A 21158-nucleotide genomic window follows, 5' to 3' on the forward strand; every position below is an offset into this window, starting at 1 on the left:
TCCCGCGGATGAGTGACCTGAGGGCCAAACTGGCGCGGCTCAGCCCGGAACAGCGGGCCGCGCTGGAGGAGAGGCTGCGGCGGCAACCGCCGCCGCGGCGGCCGTCGGGCATCCCCCGGCGCGCGGACGGCGGGGGGCCGCCTCCCCTGTCGTTCGGCCAGGAGCGCCTGTGGTTCCTGCAGCAGCTGGACCCCTCCGACGCCTCGTACAACATGTTCATGGTGCAGCGGCTGCGCGGGCACGTCTCGATCGAGGCGCTCCGGTACGCGCTCGGCCGGCTGGTGGAGCGGCACGAGACCCTGCGCGCCCGCTTCACCTCGCACGAGGGCAGCCCGGTGCAGGAGATCGGGCCGCCCCTGCCGGTCGAGCCCGACCTGATCGACCTCACCGGGCTGCCCGCCGCCGAGCGGGAGGCCCGCGCGACCGAGCTGGTCGCCGACCTCACCAACCGCCCGTTCGACCTGGCGGCCGGGCCGCTGCTGCGGGTCCACCTGATCACCATGTCGGAGACCGACCACGTGCTGTGCGTGGTGCTGCACCACATCGTGGCCGACGGCTGGTCGCTGAAGATCCTGCTGGGCGAGCTCGCCGCCTGCTACGGCGCGCACCTGGAGGGCCGCGAGGCGGACCTGCCCGCGCCGGTGCTGGAGTACGCCGACTACGCGGCCTGGCAGCGCGCTCTGCTGGACGAGGAGCGGGTGCGCCGCCAGCTCGACTACTGGAGCGGGCAGCTGGCCGGGGTGCCCGCGCTGGACGTCCCCGCCGACCGGCCCAGGCCGCCGGTGAAGTCGTCCAACGGCGACTACGCGGCGCGGCGGATCGGGCGGGAGCTGACCGCCCGGCTGGACCGGCTGGCCAGGGACGAGCGGTGCACCCAGTTCATGGTGCTGCTCGCCGCCTTCCAGACGCTGCTCGGCGCCCACTCCGGGCAGGACGACGTGTGCGTGGGGTCGGTGATCGCCGGACGGGAACGCCCCGAGCTGGAGCAGATCGTCGGGTTCTTCCCCAACACGCTCGCGCTCCGCGGCGACCTGTCGGGCGACCCCGGCTTCAGGGAGCTGCTGGGCCGTGTCCGGGCGACGGTGCTCGACGCCTTCGCCCACCAGGACATCCCGTTCGAGCGGCTGCTCAACGAGCTGCGCGTCGAGCGCGACCTGAGCACCACGCCGCTGTTCCAGGCGATGTTCGTGATGCAGGACAAGGAGGCGTCCGAGCTGGTCATGCCCGGCATCGAGACCGACGTGTTCGATCCGGGGGCGCGGCAGGCCAAGTTCGACCTGATGCTCGACGTGACGCCTCGCTCGGACTCGCTGTACGCGCTGCTGTCCTACAACGCCGACCTGTTCGAGCCGGACACGGTGGCCAGGATGCTGCGCAGGTACGAGCGCGTGCTGGAGGCCGTCGCCGACGACCCCGACATCCCGCTGTCCCGGCTGCGGGCCGCGATGCTGCTCCCCGAGGACCGCCTGCCCGCGGTCACCGCGTCCCTGTCCACCGCGCTGCCCGTACCTCTCGATACCTCCGGTCCGGCCGGGGTGGTCGAGCTGTTCGAGGAGCGGGTGCGGCTGGCGCCGGACGCGGTCGCCGTCAGCCACGGCGACCGGCGGCTGAGCTACGCCGAGCTGCGCGAGCGCGCCGCGAGGCTGGCGGCGCGGCTGGCCACCGAGGGGGCCGGCCCCGAGACCGTGGTCGCGGTGTGCGCCCGGCGCGGTCCCGAGCTGGTCGTGGCACTGCTGGCGACGGCCATGGCGGGAGGCGCCTACCTCCCGCTCGACCCCGCCTACCCGGCCGAGCGGCTGCGCTGGATGCTGCGCGACAGCGGGGCCGCGCTGCTGCTGGCCCAGGACGGCCCGCCGGGGTGCGACCTGCCGACGATCCCGCTCGACGGCGTCGCGGACGGCCCCGCCGACGGAGAGGACCAAAAGGCCGCAGAGGATCCGAAGGCCTCGGACGGCTCACCGTCCGGCGCGCGCCTTCACGGGCCGGGCGAGCCCGGCGCCCCGGCGTCCACCGGGGAGGGCCGGGTGACGAGGCCCGGCGGGCCGGGGAACCTGGCGTACGTGATCTACACCTCCGGTTCGACCGGCACCCCCAAGGGCGTGCAGGTCGAGCGGCGGGCGCTGGACGCGCGGGTGGCGTGGATGCGCGCCGAGTACGGCATCCGGCCGGACGACCGGGTGCTCCAGTTCGCCTCCGTGGGCTTCGACACGCACGCCGAGGAGATCTACCCGGCGCTCACCTCGGGGGCCGAGCTGGTGCTCGCCCCCGACGAGCCGCTTCCCGACTTCCTGCGGACCCCGCGGGGCGCGTCGCTGACGGTGATGGACCTGCCCACCTCCTACTGGCAGGAGCTGGTCGCCGCCCGTGCCTCCTGGCCGCCCGCGCTGCGCCTGCTGATCCTGGGCGCCGACCCGCTGCCGGGACCGGCGCTCGCCGCCTGGTACGAGGCGCACGGCGAGCGCGTCACCCTGGTCAACAGCTACGGGCCGACCGAGACGACGATCATCGCCACCGCCGGGGAGCTCGACCCCGCCGAGGCGTCCAGGCGGCCGACCGTGGGTCACCCGCTGTCCGCCACCCGCGTCCACGTGCTGGACGAGCACGGCGCCCGGGTGCCCGCCGGCGCGCCCGGCGAGCTGTGCGTCGGCGGCGACGGGCTCTCTCGCGGCTATCTGGGCTCGCCCGCCCTGACGGCGGAACGCTTCGTGCCCGACCCGTACGGCCCGGCCGGTTCGCGCCTGTACCGCACCGGCGACCGGGCCAGGTTCCGGCCCGACGGGCGCCTGGAGATCCTCGGCCGCCTCGACCGCCAGGTGAAGGTCCGGGGCTACCGCGTGGAACCCGGCGAGATCGAGGCCCGCCTGCTGGCCCACCCGTGGGTGGGCCGGGCGACCGTGACGGTCAGGGAGGACACCCCCGGCGACCGCCGCCTGGTCGCCTACGTCGTACGGCACGACCGGACCACAGGCGAGGGGGCGGCCGATGAGCGGGCGGAAGGTGCCCGCGAGCGGTCCGGGCACCGGCCGGACGGCGGGGAGCTGCGGGAGTACCTCGCGGCGGAGCTGCCGCCGCACCTGGTGCCGAGTGCCGTGGTGGAGGTCGCGCGCATCCCGCTCACCCCGAGCGGGAAGGTCGACCAGGGCGCGCTGCCCGCCCCCGAGCACCGCTCGGACGAGGGGTACCTGCCCCCGGAGACCGCCACGCAGGAGCTGGTGTGCTCGGTGTGGGCCGAGGTGCTGGGAGTGGAGCGGGTGGGGGCACTCGACGACTTCTTCCAGCTCGGCGGCCACTCGCTGCTGGCGACCAGGACGATCGCCAGGCTCTCCGCGGCGACCGGGCTGGACGTGCCGCTGAAGCTGGCCTTCAGCCACCCGTCCGTACGGAGGCTGGCGCAGGCGCTGGACGCGCTGGCGGAGGCCGGGCCCGGCGCGGGTCCCGAGGTGGGGCCCGGACCGGTACGACGTCCCGAGGGCACGGCGCCACCGCTGTCGTTCGCGCAGGAACGGCTCTGGTTCATGGAGCAGTTCAGCCCGGGGACCGGCGCCTACGTGCTGCCCGCCGCGGCACGGCTGCGCGGGCCGCTGGACCTCGCGGCGCTGGACGCGCGGCTGGACGCCGCCGTGACGCGGCACGAGAGCCTGCGGATGCGTTTCCCCGCCTCCTCCGACGGAAGGCCCGAGGTGCGGGTCGTCCCGGCCGGGGATCCGGAGGCACGGATCGCGATCCGCGTCGTCGAGGCGGGGACCGCTTCGACGGGACCGGCCACGACGGCCGGCTCCGGGACGGCGGAGGCGGAGGCGCGGCGGGTCGTCAGCGCCGACGCGGCACGCCCCTTCGACCTCGGCGACGGCCCGCTGCTCCGGGTGACCCTGGTCAGGCTCGCCCCCGCGGACCACGTGCTGCTGGTCGCCGTCCACCACATCGTGGCCGACGGCTGGTCGGCGGAGCTCCTGCTGGACGAGCTGCTCTCCGGGCCCGACGGCCGCGACGAGCGCGCCGGCCGGCCGGAGCCGCGCGTCGGGTACGGCGACTACGCGCTCTGGCAGCGCGAGCGCCTGGCCGGACCGCGCCTGGAACGGCACCTGGAGTTCTGGCGGGAGGAGCTGACCGCGCTGCCCCCGCTCGACCTTCCGCTCGACCGGCCCAGGCCGGCCCGGCAGGGGCACCGAGGCGCCTGGCACGACCTGCGACTGGACGCCGGGCTCACAGGGGCGCTCGGCGACCTGGCGCGGGAACGCGGCGCGACCCTCTACATGGCGCTGCTGTCCGGGTTCCAGGCCGTGCTGTCCCGCTGGTCGGGGCAGCACGACTTCGCGGTGGGCTCGCCGGTCGCCGGTCGCGACCTGACGGAGTTCGAGGACGTGGTCGGGTTGTTCGTGAACCTGCTGCCGCTCCGGGCCCGACTCGCGGGCGATCCCACGTTCGCCGAGCTGCTCGGCCGCACCCGCGACGCGGCCCTGGAGGTCTACGGCCACCAGGAGCTGCCGTTCGAGAAGCTGGTCGCCGAACTGGACCTGGCCAGAGACGCCACCCGCCCGCCCGTGGTGCAGGTGCTCTTCGCCCTGCAGAACTACCTGGGCGGCACGGTCCCGGCAGGACGGTCCGCACCGGTGGCCGGATCTCCGGCCGGGCCTGTGGCGTCCACCCCTGGGGAGGGGACCGGGGCCACGACGGCGGCCGGGCGGGTGACCGGGGCCACGACCGGGGAGGGGGCCGGGTCCGCGGCCGATCGGGCGGGAGGGCCGGTGGCCGAGCCGTTCGCGCCGGACACCACCTCGACCCGGTTCGACCTGGAGCTGTACGCCTCGGAGACCGGTGACGGTCTCGCGGCGAGGTTCGTCTACAACCGCGACCTGTTCCTGCCGGAGACCGTCGAGCGGCTCGCCGCGTCCTTCGAGACGTTCCTGCGCGCGGCCGTCGCCGCTCCGGGGACCCGCGTGGGCGACCTGGAGATGCTCTCCCCCGGGGAGCGGGACCTGGTGCTGAACGGCTGGAACGCCACCGAGACCGCGTACCCGCCCGAGGAGACGCTGCACGGTCTCGTCGAGGCGCAGGCCGCGCGGACTCCCGGCGCCCCGGCCGTGGTCTTCGAGGGCGAGACGCTGACCTACGCCGAGCTGAACGACCGCGCCGACCTGCTCGCCGCGCGGCTGCGCGCCGGTGCCGGCGAGGACACCGAGCGGGTGTTCGCCGTGCGGGCGGAGCGCTCGCTCGACCTGCCCGTACGGCTGCTCGCCGTGCTCAAGGCCGGGGCCGCCTACCTTCCCCTCGATCCGGGGCTGCCCGAGCGCCGTGTCGAGGCCATGCTCGCCGACGCCGGGGCCGTGGAACTCACCGCCGCCCTCGGCTCCGCGGCGGAGCCGGCGGACGCGGGCCGCCGGGCGGGGAGTCCGCCCGGCTCGCTCGCGTACGTGATCTTCACCTCGGGGTCCACGGGGAGACCCAAGGGCGTCGGGGTGCCGCACCGGGCGATCGTCAACCGGCTGCGCTGGATGCAGGACACGTACGGCCTGGACGCGGGCGACGCCGTGCTCCAGAAGACCCCCGCCGGGTTCGACGTGTCGGTGTGGGAGTTCTTCTGGCCGCTGATCAGCGGGGCCCGCCTGGTGCTCGCCCGCCCCGACGGCCACCGGGACACCGCCTACCTGCGCGACCTCGTCGTCGAGCGGGGGATCACCACGGTGCACTTCGTCCCCTCGATGCTCGCCGCCTTCACCGCGGAGGAGCGGATCGAGGAGTGCGGCTCGCTGCGCCGGGTGATCTGCAGCGGCGAGGAGCTGACGGCCGGGGCGGCGGAGCGGCTGACCGCGCGGTTGCCCGGGGTGGAGCTGCACAACCTCTACGGGCCGACCGAGGCCGCGGTCGACGTCTCCTGGCACCGCTACACGCCGGGAGAGAAGGTCGTGCCGATCGGACGCCCGGTGGCCAACACCCGCCTGTACGTGCTGGACGGGGCGTTGCGCCCGGTACCGGCGGGGACGCCGGGCGAGCTGTTCATCGGCGGGGTGCAACTGGCCCGCGGCTACCTGGGGCGCCCCGGCCTCACCGCCGAACGGTTCGTCCCCGACCCCTACGGCCCGCCCGGCTCCCGCCTGTACGCCACCGGGGACCGGGCGCGGTGGCGGCGCGACGGCGAGATCGAGTATCTCGGCCGCCTCGACGCCCAGGTCAAGATCCGCGGCATGCGCGTCGAACCCGGCGAGATCGAGGCCGTGCTCGGCGGGCACCCGGACCTGAGCGCCGTGGCCGTCGGCGTGTGGCACGACGGCGCCGGAGCCCGGCTGGTCGGGTACGGGGTGCGGCGCGAGGGGGCGCGGGACGCGGCGGACACAGCGAACGCCGGGGACGCTGCGGACGCCGGGGACGCTGCGGACGCCGGGGACGCTGCGGACGCTGTGGACGCCGATCCCCGCGAGTGGCTCAGGGGCGAGCTGCCCGAGCACATGATCCCCACCGCGTGGGTGACGCTGGAGGCCCTCCCGCTCACCCCCAACGGCAAGCTCGACCGGGCCGCCCTGCCGCCGCCGCCCGGCCGGGGCGACCTTCCCTGGGAGCCGCCGCGCACCGACGCGGAACGCGCCGTCGCCCAGGTGTGGCAGGACGTGCTCGGCCTGGACAAGGTCGGCCGTCACGACGGGTTCTTCGGCGTCGGGGGCGACTCGATCCGCAGCCTCTCGGTGGTGGCCAGGCTGCGGGACCTGGGCTACGGGCTCGACCTGCAGCAGCTGTTCACCCACCAGACCGTGGCCGAACTGGCCGGTGTGCTGCGCGCGCCCGGCCGCGGGCCCTCGGCGGAGGCGGAACGGGCCCCCGAACCGGCGGTCGAGGCGTTCGGCCTGCTCAATCCGGCCGACCTGGCCAAGCTAAGGAGAGACGGCCGATGATCGAGGACGCGTATCCGCTGGCCGCGCTGCAGGCGGGCATGCTGTACCACAGCGAGCTCGAACCGGACAGCCCCACGTTCCACGACCTGATGACGATCACCCTGCGCGGTGAGCCGGACGTCCCCGCGCTGACCAGGGCGCTGGCCGAGGTCGCGGCCAGGCACCCGGTGCTGCGCACCTCGTTCGACCTGACCGGGTTCAGCGAGCCGCTGCAGCTCGTCCACGACACCGTGACCATCCCCCTGGAGGTCGCCGACCTGCGGGAGGGCGCCGTACGGGAGACCGGGCCCGGCCGGGGCGACCCTGGCGGGAAGATCCCGGACGAGGAAGGCGCGGAAGACTCGGAAGACGCGGAGGCCCCGCACGGGAAGGGGTCGCGGGAACGGCTCGCGGCGTGGCGGGAGAGGGAGAAGCACACCGGGTTCGACTGGTCGTCCCCGCCGCTGCTGCGGGTCCACGTCCACCTCCTGGACGGCGGCGAGTTCGCCCTCAGCCTCAGCTTCCACCACGCGCTCCTCGACGGCTGGAGCGTCGCCACGCTGGTCACCGAGATCCTGCACCGCTACGCCGCCCCGCCCAGGGACGCGTCCGCTCCCCTCGCGCCGCCGTCGGCCCGGTTCAGGGACATGGTGGCGGCCGAGCGGTCGGCGACGGCCTCGGCGGAGACCAGGGAGTTCTGGCGGGAACGGGTCACCGACGCCCCGGAGAGCCGTCTGCCCCGGCTGCCCGGGTTCCCCGTCGACGGGCCGCGTGACGTCACGGTGCTGGCCGTGCCCGTACCTGCGGAGACGGTGGCCGCGCTCGAACGGGAGAGCCGCGAGCTGCGAGTTCCCCTGCGCACGATCCTGCTGACGGCGCACCTGCGGGCGCTGGGCCTGGTCACCGGCGAGCGCGAGGTGATGACCGGCGTCCTCAGCCACAGCAGGCCGGAGAACGAGGACGGCGGCGAGGTCCTCGGACTGTTCCTCAACTCGCTGCCGATCCGGGTGCGCCTGGACGCCGCGAGCCGCGCCGACCTAGTGCGGCGGGTGTTCGACGCCGAGATCTCCGCCGTCCCGCACCGGAGCTACCCGCTGTTCGAGATCCAGCGGGCCGCGGGCCGCTCGCCGCTGCTGGACACGTTGTTCGACTTCAGGGACTTCCACGTGTACGGCGGGCTGCCCGGCGAGGGCGCGGCCATCACCGGGCAGGAGTTCTTCGAGCAGACCGACATGCCGTGCACGGTGGCCTTCGTCCGCGTGCCCGGCGGCGGGCTGACCCTCACGATCTCCTACGACCGCACCCAGTTCCCCCGTGACCAGATCGAGGCCCTGGCCGGCCGGGTGCTCGCGGCCCTGACCGGCGAGCCGGGCCTCGGCGAGGCGGAGACCGAGGCGATCACCCGGTGGAACGCCACCGGTCGCGACCATCCCGGCGGCACCCTGCACGGGCTGATCTTCGCCCAGGCCGCCCTGACGCCCGACGCGCCCGCGGTGGGTTTCGAGGGAACGTGGATCACCTACCGCGAGCTGGCCGCCCGGGCCGTCGCGATCGCCGCGGAGCTGCGCGCGTCGGGAGTGGAACGGGACCAGCCGGTCGGCGTCTACCTCGAACGGAGCACGGACCTTCCCGTCGCCCTGCTCGGCATCCTCGCCGCCGGAGGCGCCTACCTGCCGCTCGAGCCGGGCCATCCGGCCGAGCGCCTGCGGACCATGCTCTCCGACGCCGGGGCCTCCGTACTGCTCACGTCCGCCTCCCTGGCCGGCCGGGCTCCGCGGGCCGAGCGCACGGTGCTGCTGCCGGACGGGGCGGCCGTGCCCGCCGGCCCGGGCGACCTGAGCCCGCCGGACGGTCCGGGCCACGAGGACGCGCTGGCCTATGTGATCTTCACGTCGGGGTCGACCGGGCGGCCGAAGGGCGTCGGGGTGTCACACCGCGCGATCGTCAACCGGCTGCGCTGGATGCAGGCGGACCACGCCATCACCCCGGCCGACCGGGTCCTGCACAAGACCCCGATCTCGTTCGACATCTCGGTGTGGGAGCTGTTCTGGCCGCTGGTCACGGGTGCCGGGCTGGTGGTCGCCAAGCCCGGCGGCCACTACGAGCCCTCCTACCTCGCCCGGCTGATCGTCTCCGAGCGGATCACCACCGCCCACTTCGTCCCCTCCATGCTGGACCCCTTCCTCGACACGCCCGAACTGGCCCCGGGTGAGCTGCGCAGGGTCGTCTGCTCGGGCGAGGCGCTCCCCGCCGACCTGGTGCGGCGCTTCGCCGAACGGCTGCCGGAGGTGGAGCTGCACAACCTCTACGGCCCGACCGAGACCGCCGTGGAGGTCTCGACGCACCGGTGCGACCCCGCCGAGCAGGTGGTCCCGATCGGCCGTCCGGGTGACAACACCCGCCTGGAGGTGCTCGACGACCGGTTCGAGCGAGCCCCGGTGGGAACCCGGGGGCAGCTGTTCATCGGCGGGGTGCAACTGGCCCGCGGCTACCTGGGCCGCCCCGGCCTCACCGCCGAACGGTTCGTCCCCGACCCCTACGGCCCGCCAGGCTCCCGCCTGTACGCCACCGGGGACCAGGCCAGGTGGCGGCCGGACGGCGAGATCGAGTATCTCGGCCGCCTCGACACCCAGATCAAGATCCGCGGCATGCGCGTCGAACTCGGCGAGATCGAGGCCGCCCTGCTCGACCAGCCCGAGGTACGCGCCGCGGCGGTCGTCGCCGACGGCGAGCGCCTGATCGGGTACGTCGTCACCGGCGGTGACACCGACGGTGACACCGACGGTGCCGTCGGCGGTGACACTGACGGTGCCTCGGTCGACTGGCGGGCGCGGTTGCGCGTCCGGGTTCCCGAGCACATGATCCCGTCGGCGTGGGTGGTGCTGGACGCCCTGCCGGTCACCCCCAACGGCAAGCTCGACCGCGCCGCCCTGCCCGCCCCCGGCCGGACGGGCGCGGACGAGTTCAGGGTGCCGCCGAGGGACCCGGTCGAGGGACGGATCGCGGCGATCTGGGAGGAGCTGTTCGACGTCCCCATGGTCGGGGTGTTCGACGACTTCTTCGACCTGGGCGGGCACTCGCTGCTGGCGCTCCGGCTGGCCGTGCGGATCAGGCAGGAGTTCGGCAGGGAACTGCCCGTGGCGACCGTGCTCGCCTCGCCGACCGTGGCGGGCCTGGCGGACGTGCTGCGCCGCCCGGAGGACCTGGGCGAGCAGCGGGTGGTGACGCTCAACGCGGACGGCGACCGCGTCCCGATCGTCCTGGTGCACGCCCTGGGCGGGCAGGTCTTCCGCTACCACCCGATGGCCCGCAGGCTCGGCCCCGACCAGCCCGTCTACGCGATCGCGGCCAGCGGCCTGGCGCCCGGCGAGGAACCGCACACCACGATGGCCGACATGGTCGAGGACTACGTCGACCGGTTGCGCGCCGTCCGTCCCAGCGGGCCGTACGTGCTGGGCGGGTTCTGCATCGGCGGGAACATCGCGCTGGAGATGGCCAGGCGGCTGCGTGACCTCGGCGAGGAGGTCCCGCTGCTGGTGCTGTTCTACTCCGACGCGGACGAGCCGGTGATCACCAGCTCGCTGGAGGACGACGCCTCGCTCATGACCCACGCGCTGGCGGGAGGACCGCTGGAGACGGACACCGCGGAGTTCGCCTGCCTCGACCCCGAGGAGATGCTGATGGCGGTCATCGCCGCCGCCGGGCGGGAGCAGCGGCTGGCGCCCGACACCGCCGACGTCGAGCAGGCCCGGCGTTTCCTGCGGGTGTTCCGGGCCAACGCCCACGCGGTCGGCCGCTACCGGCACGAGCCGTACGACGGTGACGTGGCGCTGTTCGCCCCCGCCGGTGACCGGCCCGATCTGGGCTGGAGCGGCGTGGTGAAGGGGAACCTCGCGATCGAGGCGATTCCCGGCGAGCGCGTGGTCATCCTGTTCGAACCCCTGGTCGCCGAGGCGGCCGCCAAGCTGAGGAGTTGGATCGACCATGGCGTCACCGGACACTGAGAGCCCCAAGAGCGCGGGGCCGCCACAGGGCACCGGGAGCACCGCGACGGCCGGGGCGCCCGGAACGGCCGGCGGTGCCCGGAGCACCGGGAACGGCGAGCCCGCCGCGGGCCCCGAGGTCCTCGACGTCCCCCAGGACGCCCCGGTCGCCGGAGCCTCGGAAACTCCCGGAGCCTCCGGCGGTCCCGAGACCTCCGAGGGCTCGGGAGGCGCCGGAGGGCCCGGGGAGTCCGGGGATCCCGGCACCCCCGGAGGCGAGAAGCGGCCCGAGGGCACCGGCGGCGACGACGGTCTCTGGCGCAACCAGGACTTCCTGCGGCTGTGGACCGGCCAGACCCTCTCACAGTTCGGCTCGCAGATCTCGTACGTGGCGATCCCGCTGATCGCCGTCGTCACCCTGGGCGCGAGCGCGACCGAGATGGGCGTCCTCGGGGCGCTGATCCGGCTGCCGATGCTCGGATTCCTGCTGTTCGGCGTCTACATCGACCGGATGCGCAAGCGGCCCGTGCTGATCTGGTCGGACCTGGGCCGGGCCGCGGTGCTCGCCCTGGTGCCGCTGCTGTACGTGATGGACAGCCTCACGCTCGGGGTGCTGTACGCGGTCGTGTTCGTCCTGAGCCTGCTGTCGGTGCTGTTCCAGGTCGCGTACCGCTCCTACTTCCCGTCGCTGGTCCCGCTGCGGCACCTGGGCGACGGCAACGGCAAGCTGCAGCTGAGCGAGTCGCTGGCGCAGACCGCCGGTCCCGGCGCGGCGGCGGCGCTGATCAAGGTGGTGGCCGCGCCGCTGCTGATCATGATCGACGTGCTCTCCTACCTGTTCTCCGCGATCGCCATCCTCCTCATCCGCAAGCGCGAGGAGGTGCCCACCCCGGACGACGAGACGGCCGTGAGCGTGCACCGGGCGATCTGGGCGGGCTTCCGGTGGGTGATGGACCAGCCGATGATCCGGCCGCTGGCCATCGCCAGCGGGCTGTACTCGTTCTTCGTCATGGGCGCCATGCAGTCGATCTACGTGCTGTTCCTGCTGCGGGGCGGCCCCGACCTGCCGGTGGAGTGGGTGGGGATCGTCATGGCGACCGGCGGCGTCGGCGCCATCCTCGGCGCGACCCTGTCGGTGCGGACCATGCGCCGCATGGGGATCGGCCCGACGCTGCTGTGGAGCACGATCGTCGGCAACTGCGCGCTGCTGCTGGTGCCGTTCGCGTCGGGACCGGTCTGGCTGGCCGCCGGGATGCTCGGCCTCTCCCAGTTCGTCGTCTGGGCGAGCAACCAGGTCTTCTTCGTCAGCAACATGACCCTGGTGCAGTCGATCACCCCGCCGCACCTCCAGGCCAGGGTGATCGGCACGATCTACTCCCTCGGGCTGATCCCGGCCCCGCTCGGCGCCCTGGGCGCGGGCCTGCTCGGCGAGACCCTCGGCCTGCGCCCGGCCATCCTGTTCGCGGTGATCGCCGGAGCCATCCTGCCGATCCTGCTGCTGGTCTTCTCCCCGATCCCGAAGGTGAAGGAGATCCCCGGCACCTGACCGCTCGCGCGACGGCGCCCGTCCCCGGACCCCACCGGGGACGGGCGCCGGTACGGGAGAGGATGATGGTAGGCCAGGCGGAGGGCGGATCCCAGGCGGCCGCCCGGCTCGATCGCGCGGCCTACGGTGCCGTCGTCCCTCACATCCCGCTTCCATCCGGTAGGAGAACCATGACCACACTCGCCGACAGGACCATCGCGGCTCTGCGTACCACCCACGACGAGCTGGCGGCCTTCGTCCGGGGGCTGGACGCCGCCGACCTCACCCGGCCCTCCGGCTGCTCGGAGTGGAGCGTCGCCCAGGTGCTCAGCCACCTCGGCAGCGGCGCCGAGATCGGACTGGCGACGCTGCGCGCGGCGCAGGACGGCGAGGAGGCGCCGGGCCAGGACTTCAACCACCCGGTGTGGGACCGCTGGAACGCGAAGGAGCCCAAGGAGCAGGCCGAGGACTTCCTCGCCGCCGACGCCGACATCGTCTCGGCGTTCGAGAGCCTCGACGCCGGCGCCCGCGAGCGGCTGCAGATCAAGCTGGGATTCCTCCCCATGCCGGGCAGCGTCGCGCTGGTGGCCGGGATGCGCCTGAACGAGGCCGCCCTGCACGCCTGGGACGTCAAGGTCGCCTTCGATCCCGAGGCCACCGTCGGGCGGGACGCCGCCGGGGTGCTGACCGACCTGTACGCCGGGCCGCTCGATTTCCTGATCGGCTTCATCGGCAGGCCGGACGGCCTGGACCCGCGCCTGGCCACCACCCTGCGGGTCGAGACGACCGACCCCGCGAACCTCCAGGGACTCACCCTCGGGGAGACCGTCGGCTTCAGCGAGGCCCCGGAACCGGCCGACGTCACCCTGACGCTTCCCAGCGAGGCCTGGACGCGCCTGCTCAGCGGCAGGCTGGCGCCCGAGCACACCCCGCCGTCGGTGACCGTCACCGGCGACGACGTCACCCTGGACGACCTCCGCCGGGTGTTCCCCGGTTTCTGACGGCCACCCGGCCTGGCCGCGCGAACGACGAGGATCAGTACACGTCGCGTACGTAGCGCCTGCTGGTGGCCAGGTGCTTGACGTACACGGCGGCCTCGTCGTCGCCGAGGCCGCCGTGGACGGTGGCGATCTCGCGCAGGGTCCGGTCGACGTCCTTGGCCATCCGGCTGGCGTCACCGCAGACGTACAGGTGGGCGCCGTCCTGAAGCCAGGACCAGAGCCGGCCGCCGTGCTCGCGCATCCGGTCCTGGACGTAGACCTTGGCACGCTGGTCGCGGGAGAAGGCGAGGTCCAGCCGGGTCAGCAGCCCGTCCTGGTACAACTCGTTGAGCTCGTCGCGGTAGTAGAAGTCGCTGGAGCGCCGCTGCTCGCCGAAGAAGAGCCAGTTGCGGCCGGAGTGGCCCAGTGCCCGGCGCTCGTCCAGGAAGCCGAGAAAGGGCGCGACGCCCGTACCCGGGCCGATCATTATCATCGGGGTGGCCGGATCCGCCGGGGGGCGGAAGTGCCTGTTGCGCTGGACGAAGACGGGCACGGAGGCGTGCTCGGGGCTGTCCGCGAGGAAGGACGAGCACACCCCCTTGCGCGCCGTACCGCGCGGGTTGTCGAAGCGGACGATCGAGACCGTCAGGCGCACCCGGTGGGGGTCGACCAGCGGGCTGGAGGAGATGGAGTACAGGCGCGGCCGCAGGCGCTTGAGGACGTCCGCCCACTCCTGGGCCGTGGCCCGTACGGGGAGTTCGCCGACCACGTCGACGGCCTGGCGGCCCCAGGTCCACTTGGCCAGCTCTCCCCCGTTGCCCGAACGCAGGAACCGGGTGAGATCGCGGTCGCGGGTACGTTCGGCGACGAACCTGAGCAGGCCGGAAGTGATCCTGGTGATCTCCAGGTGGTTTCGCAGGGCCTCACCGAACGGGACGGAGCCGAGGCCGGGGATCTCGACGACGTCGTCGGGGTCGAGACCGGTCACGGCCAGCCACTCGGCGACCAGGCCGGGGCTGTTGACCGGCAGCACCCCGAGCGCGTCACCGGCCTGGTAGGCCAGCTCGCCGCCGGTGTCGAAGGTGAACTGCCGCACCTCCTTGGCCGATCCCGGCAGGCTGAGCAGCCGGTTACCGGTCAGGGGGGCGCTGAACGGCGCGGTCCTGCCGAATCCCGTCGACGACTCGGGCTCCGAGGACGTCGGCCCGATACCTGGGAGGGGCCGCCCGGGACCCGGGGACGCCGATCCGGGGCCCGAAGGTGCCGGCTCGGGGCCCGGGGTCGCCCCAAGGTCCGTGCGGCCCGGGAACACCGGCCCGGGGCCCGGCGTCGATCCGGGATCCGCCCGCGTCGGTTCGGGCTCCGAGCTCGCCGGGGACGGCGCGGAGGGCGGGGAAGGCTCGGTGAGGGTGGTGAGCAGTTGCTCGAGCCAGCCCAGGGCCCGCGAGTGGTCGTCGGGCTCGCAGTCCACGCGGGGTGCCAGGCGCTGGGCGCCCAGCTCCTCGAGGCGCTGGTCGAGCCGTCGCCCGTGGCCGCAGAAGTCGTCGTAGCTGGAGTCGCCGAAGGCGAGGACGGCATAGCGCACGCCGTCGAGCCGGGGGGCGCCGGACCCGATGAGGGCCTCCCAGAATCCGACGCCGTTGTCGGGGGCCTCGCCGTCGCCGAAGGTGCTGGAGATGACGAGCAGGTCCGCGCCACGGGGAATGCTGTCCGGGGCGCAGTCGGCCATGCTGACCAGCCGGGGGACTCGCCCCGCGCCGGTCAGCCGGTCGGCGCTGGCGGCGGCGAACTCCTCGGCGTTCCCGGTCTGGGAGGCCCACAGGACGACGATGTCGCGCGCCGGCGGCACCGGGTCGCCGGTCGCGTGCCGGGGTGGCGGCGCGAGGGTGCGGGAGAACATCCCGGCCAGCACCCCGTTGATCCACAGGGCGTGGGCGGGGTCGACGGGCGCGTGCTCCGGCAGGACCGGCACGACCGTACCGGCGGACCCCGTGCCCCCGGGGGCGGATGCCGTGCTGTCGAGGGCGGACAGGAAACCGGCCATGTAGCGGCGCTCGTGGTCGGCGAGCACCGGCGGCGGCAGGTCGGCCACCCCGAGCAGGCCGGCCAGCGCGGCGATCCGGGCGGGCTGAGCGGCCTCCGGCGCCGTTCCGGCGGCCTCCGGAACCGCGTACTCCGGCCCAGTGGGGAAGGCGATCGCCCGGGCCTGCTCGGAGATCGCGGGGAACCCCGCCGTCCCCGCGGGTTCCGAGGCCACCGGGGATGCCGGGGACGCCTCGGAGGCGACCCTGGTGAGGGAGACCGCGCACACCTTGAACTCGGGCTGGAAGGAGACGGGATCGACGGCGTCGCTGGTGACCGCGTTGACGCTGAGGTACTCGCCGAACAGGTCGTTCCAGTGGAACGGCGCGAAGCAGTTGCCCGGCATGACGCGGTCGCTCAGCCGGGCGGGCAGCACGGCCCTGCCGCGCCGGGAGGCGATCTCCACCAGGTCGCCCTCGCCGATCCCCTGCCCGGCCGCGTCGCTCGGGTGGATCTCGACGAAGGGCCCGGGGTTGAGCTTGTTGAGCTTGGCGACCCTTCCCGTCTTGGTCAGGGTGTGCCACTGGTGCTGCAGCCGGCCGGTGTTGAGGACGAAAGGGTAGGCGTCGTCGGGCAGCTCGGCGGCGGGCAGGTGCGGGCGGGGGAAGAAGGCGGCCCGGCCGTTCGGGGTGGCGAAGGCGAGGCGCGGGCGGCTGCCGTCGGGCCGGGTGAGCGGTGCCTGGCTGGTGCCGTCGTTGAGATAACGGACGGGATTGCGGTCACCGCCGCCCGGCGGGCTCGGCCACTGGACGGGGGTCTCGCGCAGCCGCTCGTAGGTGACGCCCCGCAGGTCGTAGCCGGTCTTGGGATTCCACGTCCGCTTGATCTCCTCGAACACCTCCTCCGCGCCGGCGTACGAGAAGGCGTCCTCGAAGCCCATCTCGCAGGCGACGCGGGCGATGATCTGCCAGTCGGGCAGCGCCTGTCCCGGCGGTTCCACGGCCTGCCTGAGCAGGGTGAGGTTCCGCTCGGAGTTGACCATCACGCCCTCGGTCTCGGCCCACATGGCCGCGGGCAGGACCACGTCGGCGTAGGCGTTGGTCTCGGTGGCGGCGAAGACGTCCTGGGTGACGACGAACTCGGCGGCCTCCAGGCCGGCGATGACGGTCCTGCGGTTGGCGACGCTGGCGACCGGGTTGGTGCAGATGATCCAGCACGCCTTGATCTCGCCCTCGGCCATGCGCGAGAACATCTCGACGGTCCCCTGGCCGACGTCGGTGCGCAGGGTGCCGGACGGCAGGTTCCACAGCTCCTCGGTGAAGAGGCGGTCCTCCTCCACCAGCACCGAACGCTGGCCGGGCAGTCCGGGACCCATGTAGCCCATCTCGCGCCCGCCCATGGCGTTGGGCTGGCCGGTCAGGGAGAACGGGCCGCTGCCGGGGCGGCAGATCGCGCCGGTGGCCAGGTGCAGGTTGCACAGCGCGTTGGTGTTCCAGGTGCCGTGCGTGCTCTGGTTGAGCCCCATCGTCCAGCAGCTCATCCACTCCCCCGCCGCGCCGATCCACTCGGCCGCCTGCCGCAGGTCGTCCTCGGGGATGCCGGTGAGGGCGGCGACCGTCTCGGGCGGGTAGTCCCGCAGGAAGTCCGGCATCGCCTCCCAGCCGTCGGTGTGACGCTCGACGAACTCGTGGTCGACGTGGCCGCCCTCGACCAGCAGGTGCAGCAGCCCGTTGAGCAGGGCCAGGTCGGTACCGGGCCTGATCTGCAGGAACAGGTCGGCCTTGTCGGCGGTGGCGGTACGGCGGGGGTCGACCACGATGAGCTTGGCCCCGGCCTTGACCCGCTCCATCATCCGCAGGAACAGGATCGGGTGGCAGTCGGCCATGTTCGCGCCGATCACGAAGAACAGGTCTGCGTGGTCGAAGTCCTGGTACGAGCCGGGCGGGCCGTCCGACCCGAGCGACAGCTTGTAGCCGCTGCCCGCGCTGGCCATGCACAGCCGGGAGTTGGACTCGATCTGGTTGGTGCCGACGAAGCCCTTGGCGAGCTTGTTGGCCAGGTACTGCGCCTCCAGCGTCATCTGGCCGGACACGTAGAACGACAGCGCGTCCGGCCCGTGCTCGTCCAGGATCTGTCGCAGACGCCGGGCGGTCTCGCTGATCACCGCGTCCACGCTCGCCGGCACGGGCTCGGCTCCCCGGTCGGGCCTGACCAGCCCGCTCTCGAGGCGGCCGGGGGCGGCGAGCATGTCCGCGGTGGTGGCTCCCTTGGTGCACAGCCGGCCGGCGTTGGCCGGGTGGCTCTTGTCGCCGGAGGCCTTGACGACCCGGCGCCGCCCGTCCACCTCCAGCACGATCCCGCAGCCGACGCCGCAGTACGAGCAGACCGTCTTCACTCTCTCTGACGCCGCCATTAGGTCCCTTCTCCCTGAGCAGGGGCCCCTGACGCCCTCCACCGGACAGCGGGGACGCCAAAGCCGCATCGGGCGGATCCAACGACGGAAACATAAGAAACAGGCGTTACGTAGATGTCACAGATGTCCGCGCTCGGCTGTTACATCCACCTAACCGCCGATCTCCCCCGGCCACGCGCGCGGGTCTCTTCGAGACTCCTTTGACCTCGGACACTCGAAAACGCCCCACTCCAGACCGAAGCGGGACGCCTTCTCCTGGCTACAGGCGCTTCACGAGCCCCTTGGCGCGGGCACCCACGGATTGGGCGGCGAGCCCGCGCGCTCACTTCCCGGGAAGGCAGGATCGATCACATCGCGACTCCGGCAATTCGTACGCACTGGAGACCGCCCCGTGGATCTATGACGTCAATCACCTTAACCTGGGGCGATGTCGGTTAGCGGTACGGCGGCATATGTCGATCTCGCGGGATTGCCCCCACTGGTCAAGCGTGCGCTCCAAACGGCACAGCAGGCGGGCTTTGGTTCTTCCTGCCGTCCTGAGCAGGGGCGACTGCTGTACGCTCTGGCGGCCGGCGCCGACGTTATCGGGGAGACCGGAACCGGGTGCGGAGTGGGCCTGGCATGGCTGGCCTCAGGCGCCCGGCCGGAGGCCCGTCTGGTCAGCGTTGAACAGGACGCGCGTCGAGCGTCCCTGGCCGCCCAGGTCTTCCTCGATCATCCGCAGGTCTCGGTGATCCGTGGTGACTGGCGGGAGATCTATCGGGACGGGCCGTATGACCTGCTCGTGCTCGATGGAGGCGGCCAGGGCAAGAGCAGTGAGAAGCCGGCTGATCCGCACAGGTTGCTCAGGCCAGGAGGCGCGCTGGTCATCGACGACCTGACCCCGGCCCGGCACTGGCCACCGCTATTCGACGGCGCTGTCGACCAGGCGCGGATGCACTGGCTCGATCACCCTGGGCTGGATGCGACGGAACTTCGGCTCGCGCCGGACCTGGCAGCACTCGTGGCCACTCGTCGTTTCGCCGAGACGTCCAGCACGACGGGTCACTGAACCGGGTCACGCAGCCGGCTTCCTGATCGAGGCGACATCGATGGTGCCCTGGTAGACCCGATCGCGCTTGTCGGTGCGCGGCGGTACGTCTCGGTGTTCGACTACCTCAGGGCCGCGGCCCTCAGTCCCGCCGACACCGCGACTATGCTGATGAACGCGCCGAACAACCTGGCGTGAGTGTCCAGCCGAAGGGGCGCGCGATGTCCAAACCGGTAGACCTGACCAACGCCGCATGGCGCAAGAGTTCGCTCAGCGGAGCCAACGGAGACTGCGTGGAGGTCGCGGACCTGGGCGATGTCGTGGCCGTCCGCGACTCCAAGAACCCCGGCGGCCCCAAACTCGTCTTCACCCGCGACACCTGGTCGACCTTCGTCACACAGCTGAAGAACGACGCGTAATTCCCCGGGGTGGTCTGCCGGGATCGCACGGGCCACAACCCGCACGATCCCGACAGGGACCGTCAGGTGACCAGGTCCGCCACCAGTTCCAGTTGTTCCAGGCGGAGCCTGAGCGTCGGGGTGACCAGGCCGACGATCAGGGAGGTGGCGCCCGCCTCGCGGTAGGCGGCGACGCGTTCGCGGAGCTTGCCGGGCGGCCCGCACATGGTCATCGCGTCGACCAGGCCGTCCGGCAGCAGCGACATCGCCTCGCCCTGGCGCCCGGCCAGGAACGCCTCCTGGATCGCCTCCGCCTCCTTCTCGAAGCCCAGGGAGCGGGCCAGGCGGTTGTAGAAGTTGGTACGGCGCGAGCCCATGCCGCCCAGATAGAGGGCGAGCATGGGCCGCATCATGTCGTAGGCCAGTTCCTCGTCGTCGTCGACGAGGGTGAGGATCATCGGGGCGACGTCGAAGCCGTCCAGGCTGCGACCGGCCCGCGCCGCGCCCGCGCGCAGGTGGGCCGTGCGCTCGGCCAGGTGCTCGGGCGGGAAGTGGATCGCGAGCCAGCCGTCGGCCAGCTCCCCGGCGAGCGCGGTCGTCTCCGGGCCCATCGCGCCGAGATAGACGGGAAGGTGCTTCTGGACCGGGGAGACGCCCAGGGACAGCTCCTTGCCCTGCCCGCCGGGGAGCGGCAGCGTCATGGTCCGGCCCGAGTAGCTCACCGGGCGCCCGGCCAGGGCGAGCCGCAGCACCGACAGGTAGTCGCGGGCGCGGGCCACCGGCCGGTCGAAGCGTTCCCCGTGCCAGCCCTCCACGACCTGCGGCCCCGAAACGCCCACGCCCAGCCGGGCCCGGCCGCCGGAGACCTGGTCGATGGTGGCGGCCGTCATCGCCGCCACCACGGGCTTGCGGCCCGACATCTGCAGCACGCCGGTGCCCAGCGCGATCCGCTCGGTCTGCCCCGCTATCCACGCCATCAGGCTCGCCGGGTCGGTGCCGTACGTCTCGGCGGCCCACACCGACTCGTAGCCCAGCCGCTCGGCCTCGCGGACCAGGGCGAGGTGGTCGGCGGGACCGAGCCCGGCGCCGCCCCAGTAGCTCATGCTGTAACCGAGACGCATCCGATCTCCTCTGCGATGACGGTGGCGAGCAGGTCGGGGGTCTCCTCGGCCAGCCAGTGCGAGGCGTCGAGCTCGCGCATCGACGGCCGCGCGACGCTCTGCCTGCGCCAGCCGAGCAGCCCGCCGCGCGACATGGAGCCGTCGCGGCTGCCGTACAGGACGGTGACGGGAACGGGCAGCGGCGGCCCCTGCCGGTGCCGGTACCTGGCGAGCATCCCGAAGTCGGCGCGCAGTGCGGGTTCGAGGATCGGCCTGAGCACCTCGCGCTCGGCCACCTCCGCCGGGACCCCGCCCAGCTCGATCAGCTGGTCCCAGAACAGCCACGACGGCAGGGACGGCAGCCTGCGCAGCAGGAGCGTGACGTCCGGCGCGGCGAAGGATCCCACGAGCAGGCGTTCCGGCCACCGCCCCCCGGACTCCGGCGAAGGAGCCGGTCCCGCGAGGTCCGCCGGGAGCCCGGTCCCGATCGCTCCGGAGGCCGGGGCGAGTTCGACCAGGCGGCGGCAGACCAGGTAGGCGAGCAGCGCGCCGCTGCAGTAGCCGAACAGCGCGTACGGCTCGCGGGCGTTCGCCAGCAGGTCGCGGGCCAGGTCGTCGACCAGCTTGTCGAGGTCCTCGACCGGCGGCTCGGCCAGCCTGGCCTGGCGGCCGGGGAGGTTCACCGACCACACGCCGACCTCGTCGGGGAACCGCTCGGCCAGGTCGGTGAGCGAGGCGGGGCCGCTGCCCGCGTTGGGGAAGGTGTACAGGCGGATCCGGCCCCCCGGCCGCTCCCCCACCGGTACGAACCACGGCGCGGTCATCTGGGTCCTTCCAGCGTGAA

9 protein-coding genes are annotated in these 21158 nt (G+C 73.3%); 6 read left to right on the plus strand and 3 right to left on the minus strand.

Going from position 1 to position 21158, the window contains the following annotated elements; genetic code table 11:
- The first annotated feature begins 8 nt into the window (after positions 1-8).
- The 4 genes from ACTOQ1_RS05665 to ACTOQ1_RS05680 all read left to right on the plus strand — a co-directional run bounded on the left by ACTOQ1_RS05665 (position 9) and on the right by ACTOQ1_RS05680 (position 13372).
- Positions 9-6884, plus strand: coding sequence for an amino acid adenylation domain-containing protein (locus ACTOQ1_RS05665; RefSeq protein ID WP_440064961.1), 6876 nt, complete (start codon positions 9-11; stop codon positions 6882-6884).
- Positions 6881-10867, plus strand: a complete 3987-nt coding sequence (locus ACTOQ1_RS05670; protein WP_440064963.1) for an amino acid adenylation domain-containing protein — start codon at positions 6881-6883, stop codon at positions 10865-10867. Before ACTOQ1_RS05665 ends, ACTOQ1_RS05670 begins: the two co-directional genes overlap by 4 nt.
- Entirely contained in the window at positions 10848-12392 is a 1545-nt protein-coding gene (locus ACTOQ1_RS05675) for an MFS transporter (RefSeq protein WP_440064965.1), read from the plus strand. Before ACTOQ1_RS05670 ends, ACTOQ1_RS05675 begins: the two co-directional genes overlap by 20 nt.
- A 170-nt stretch (positions 12393-12562) precedes the next feature.
- On the plus strand, positions 12563-13372 hold the full coding sequence (locus ACTOQ1_RS05680) for a maleylpyruvate isomerase family mycothiol-dependent enzyme (RefSeq protein ID WP_440064967.1): 810 nt from the start codon (positions 12563-12565) through the stop codon (positions 13370-13372).
- 34 nt (positions 13373-13406) lie between these two features.
- Here ACTOQ1_RS05680 and ACTOQ1_RS05685 read toward each other — a convergent pair whose 3' ends face one another.
- Positions 13407-17786 carry a molybdopterin-dependent oxidoreductase gene (locus tag ACTOQ1_RS05685; protein WP_440064969.1) on the minus strand — a complete coding sequence of 1460 codons (4380 nt, stop codon included), beginning with the start codon at positions 17784-17786 and terminating at the stop codon, positions 13407-13409.
- A gap of 427 nt (positions 17787-18213) precedes the next feature.
- On the opposite strand from ACTOQ1_RS05685, the gene ACTOQ1_RS05690 reads away from it, so the two are divergent.
- On the plus strand, positions 18214-18837 hold the full coding sequence (locus tag ACTOQ1_RS05690; RefSeq protein ID WP_440064971.1) for an O-methyltransferase: 624 nt from the start codon (positions 18214-18216) through the stop codon (positions 18835-18837).
- 200 nt (positions 18838-19037) lie between these two features.
- A complete protein-coding gene (locus tag ACTOQ1_RS05695) occupies positions 19038-19235 on the plus strand; it encodes a DUF397 domain-containing protein (protein WP_440064973.1) in 198 nt (65 codons plus the stop codon).
- 62 nt (positions 19236-19297) lie between these two features.
- Here the strand turns inward: ACTOQ1_RS05695 and ACTOQ1_RS05700 are convergent, their stop codons facing one another.
- Positions 19298-20335 (minus strand): LLM class F420-dependent oxidoreductase, encoded by a 1038-nt coding sequence (locus ACTOQ1_RS05700; RefSeq protein WP_440064974.1) that lies wholly within the window; start codon positions 20333-20335, stop codon positions 19298-19300.
- A complete protein-coding gene (locus tag ACTOQ1_RS05705; protein WP_440064975.1) occupies positions 20314-21138 on the minus strand; it encodes a thioesterase II family protein in 825 nt (274 codons plus the stop codon). Before ACTOQ1_RS05705 ends, ACTOQ1_RS05700 begins: the two co-directional genes overlap by 22 nt.
- Positions 21139-21158: the final 20 nt, after the last annotated feature.

Origin of the sequence: Streptosporangium sp. OZ121, from assembly GCF_051918885.1 — a bacterium.
Classification (GTDB): domain Bacteria; phylum Actinomycetota; class Actinomycetes; order Streptosporangiales; family Streptosporangiaceae; genus Streptosporangium.

What these genes read in the sequence shown, in the direction of transcription:
- ACTOQ1_RS05665 (WP_440064961.1), top strand. Translation starts at nt 9, where the DNA reads ATGAGTGACCTGAGGGCCAAACTGGCGCGGCTCAGCCCGGAACAGCGG.
- ACTOQ1_RS05670 (WP_440064963.1), top strand. Translation starts at nt 6,881, where the DNA reads ATGATCGAGGACGCGTATCCGCTGGCCGCGCTGCAGGCGGGCATGCTG.
- ACTOQ1_RS05675 (WP_440064965.1), top strand. Translation starts at nt 10,848, where the DNA reads ATGGCGTCACCGGACACTGAGAGCCCCAAGAGCGCGGGGCCGCCACAG.
- ACTOQ1_RS05680 (WP_440064967.1), top strand. Translation starts at nt 12,563, where the DNA reads ATGACCACACTCGCCGACAGGACCATCGCGGCTCTGCGTACCACCCAC.
- ACTOQ1_RS05685 (WP_440064969.1), bottom strand. Translation starts at nt 17,786, where the DNA reads ATGGCGGCGTCAGAGAGAGTGAAGACGGTCTGCTCGTACTGCGGCGTC.
- ACTOQ1_RS05690 (WP_440064971.1), top strand. Translation starts at nt 18,214, where the DNA reads ATGTCGGTTAGCGGTACGGCGGCATATGTCGATCTCGCGGGATTGCCC.
- ACTOQ1_RS05695 (WP_440064973.1), top strand. Translation starts at nt 19,038, where the DNA reads ATGTCCAAACCGGTAGACCTGACCAACGCCGCATGGCGCAAGAGTTCG.
- ACTOQ1_RS05700 (WP_440064974.1), bottom strand. Translation starts at nt 20,335, where the DNA reads ATGCGTCTCGGTTACAGCATGAGCTACTGGGGCGGCGCCGGGCTCGGT.
- ACTOQ1_RS05705 (WP_440064975.1), bottom strand. Translation starts at nt 21,138, where the DNA reads ATGACCGCGCCGTGGTTCGTACCGGTGGGGGAGCGGCCGGGGGGCCGG.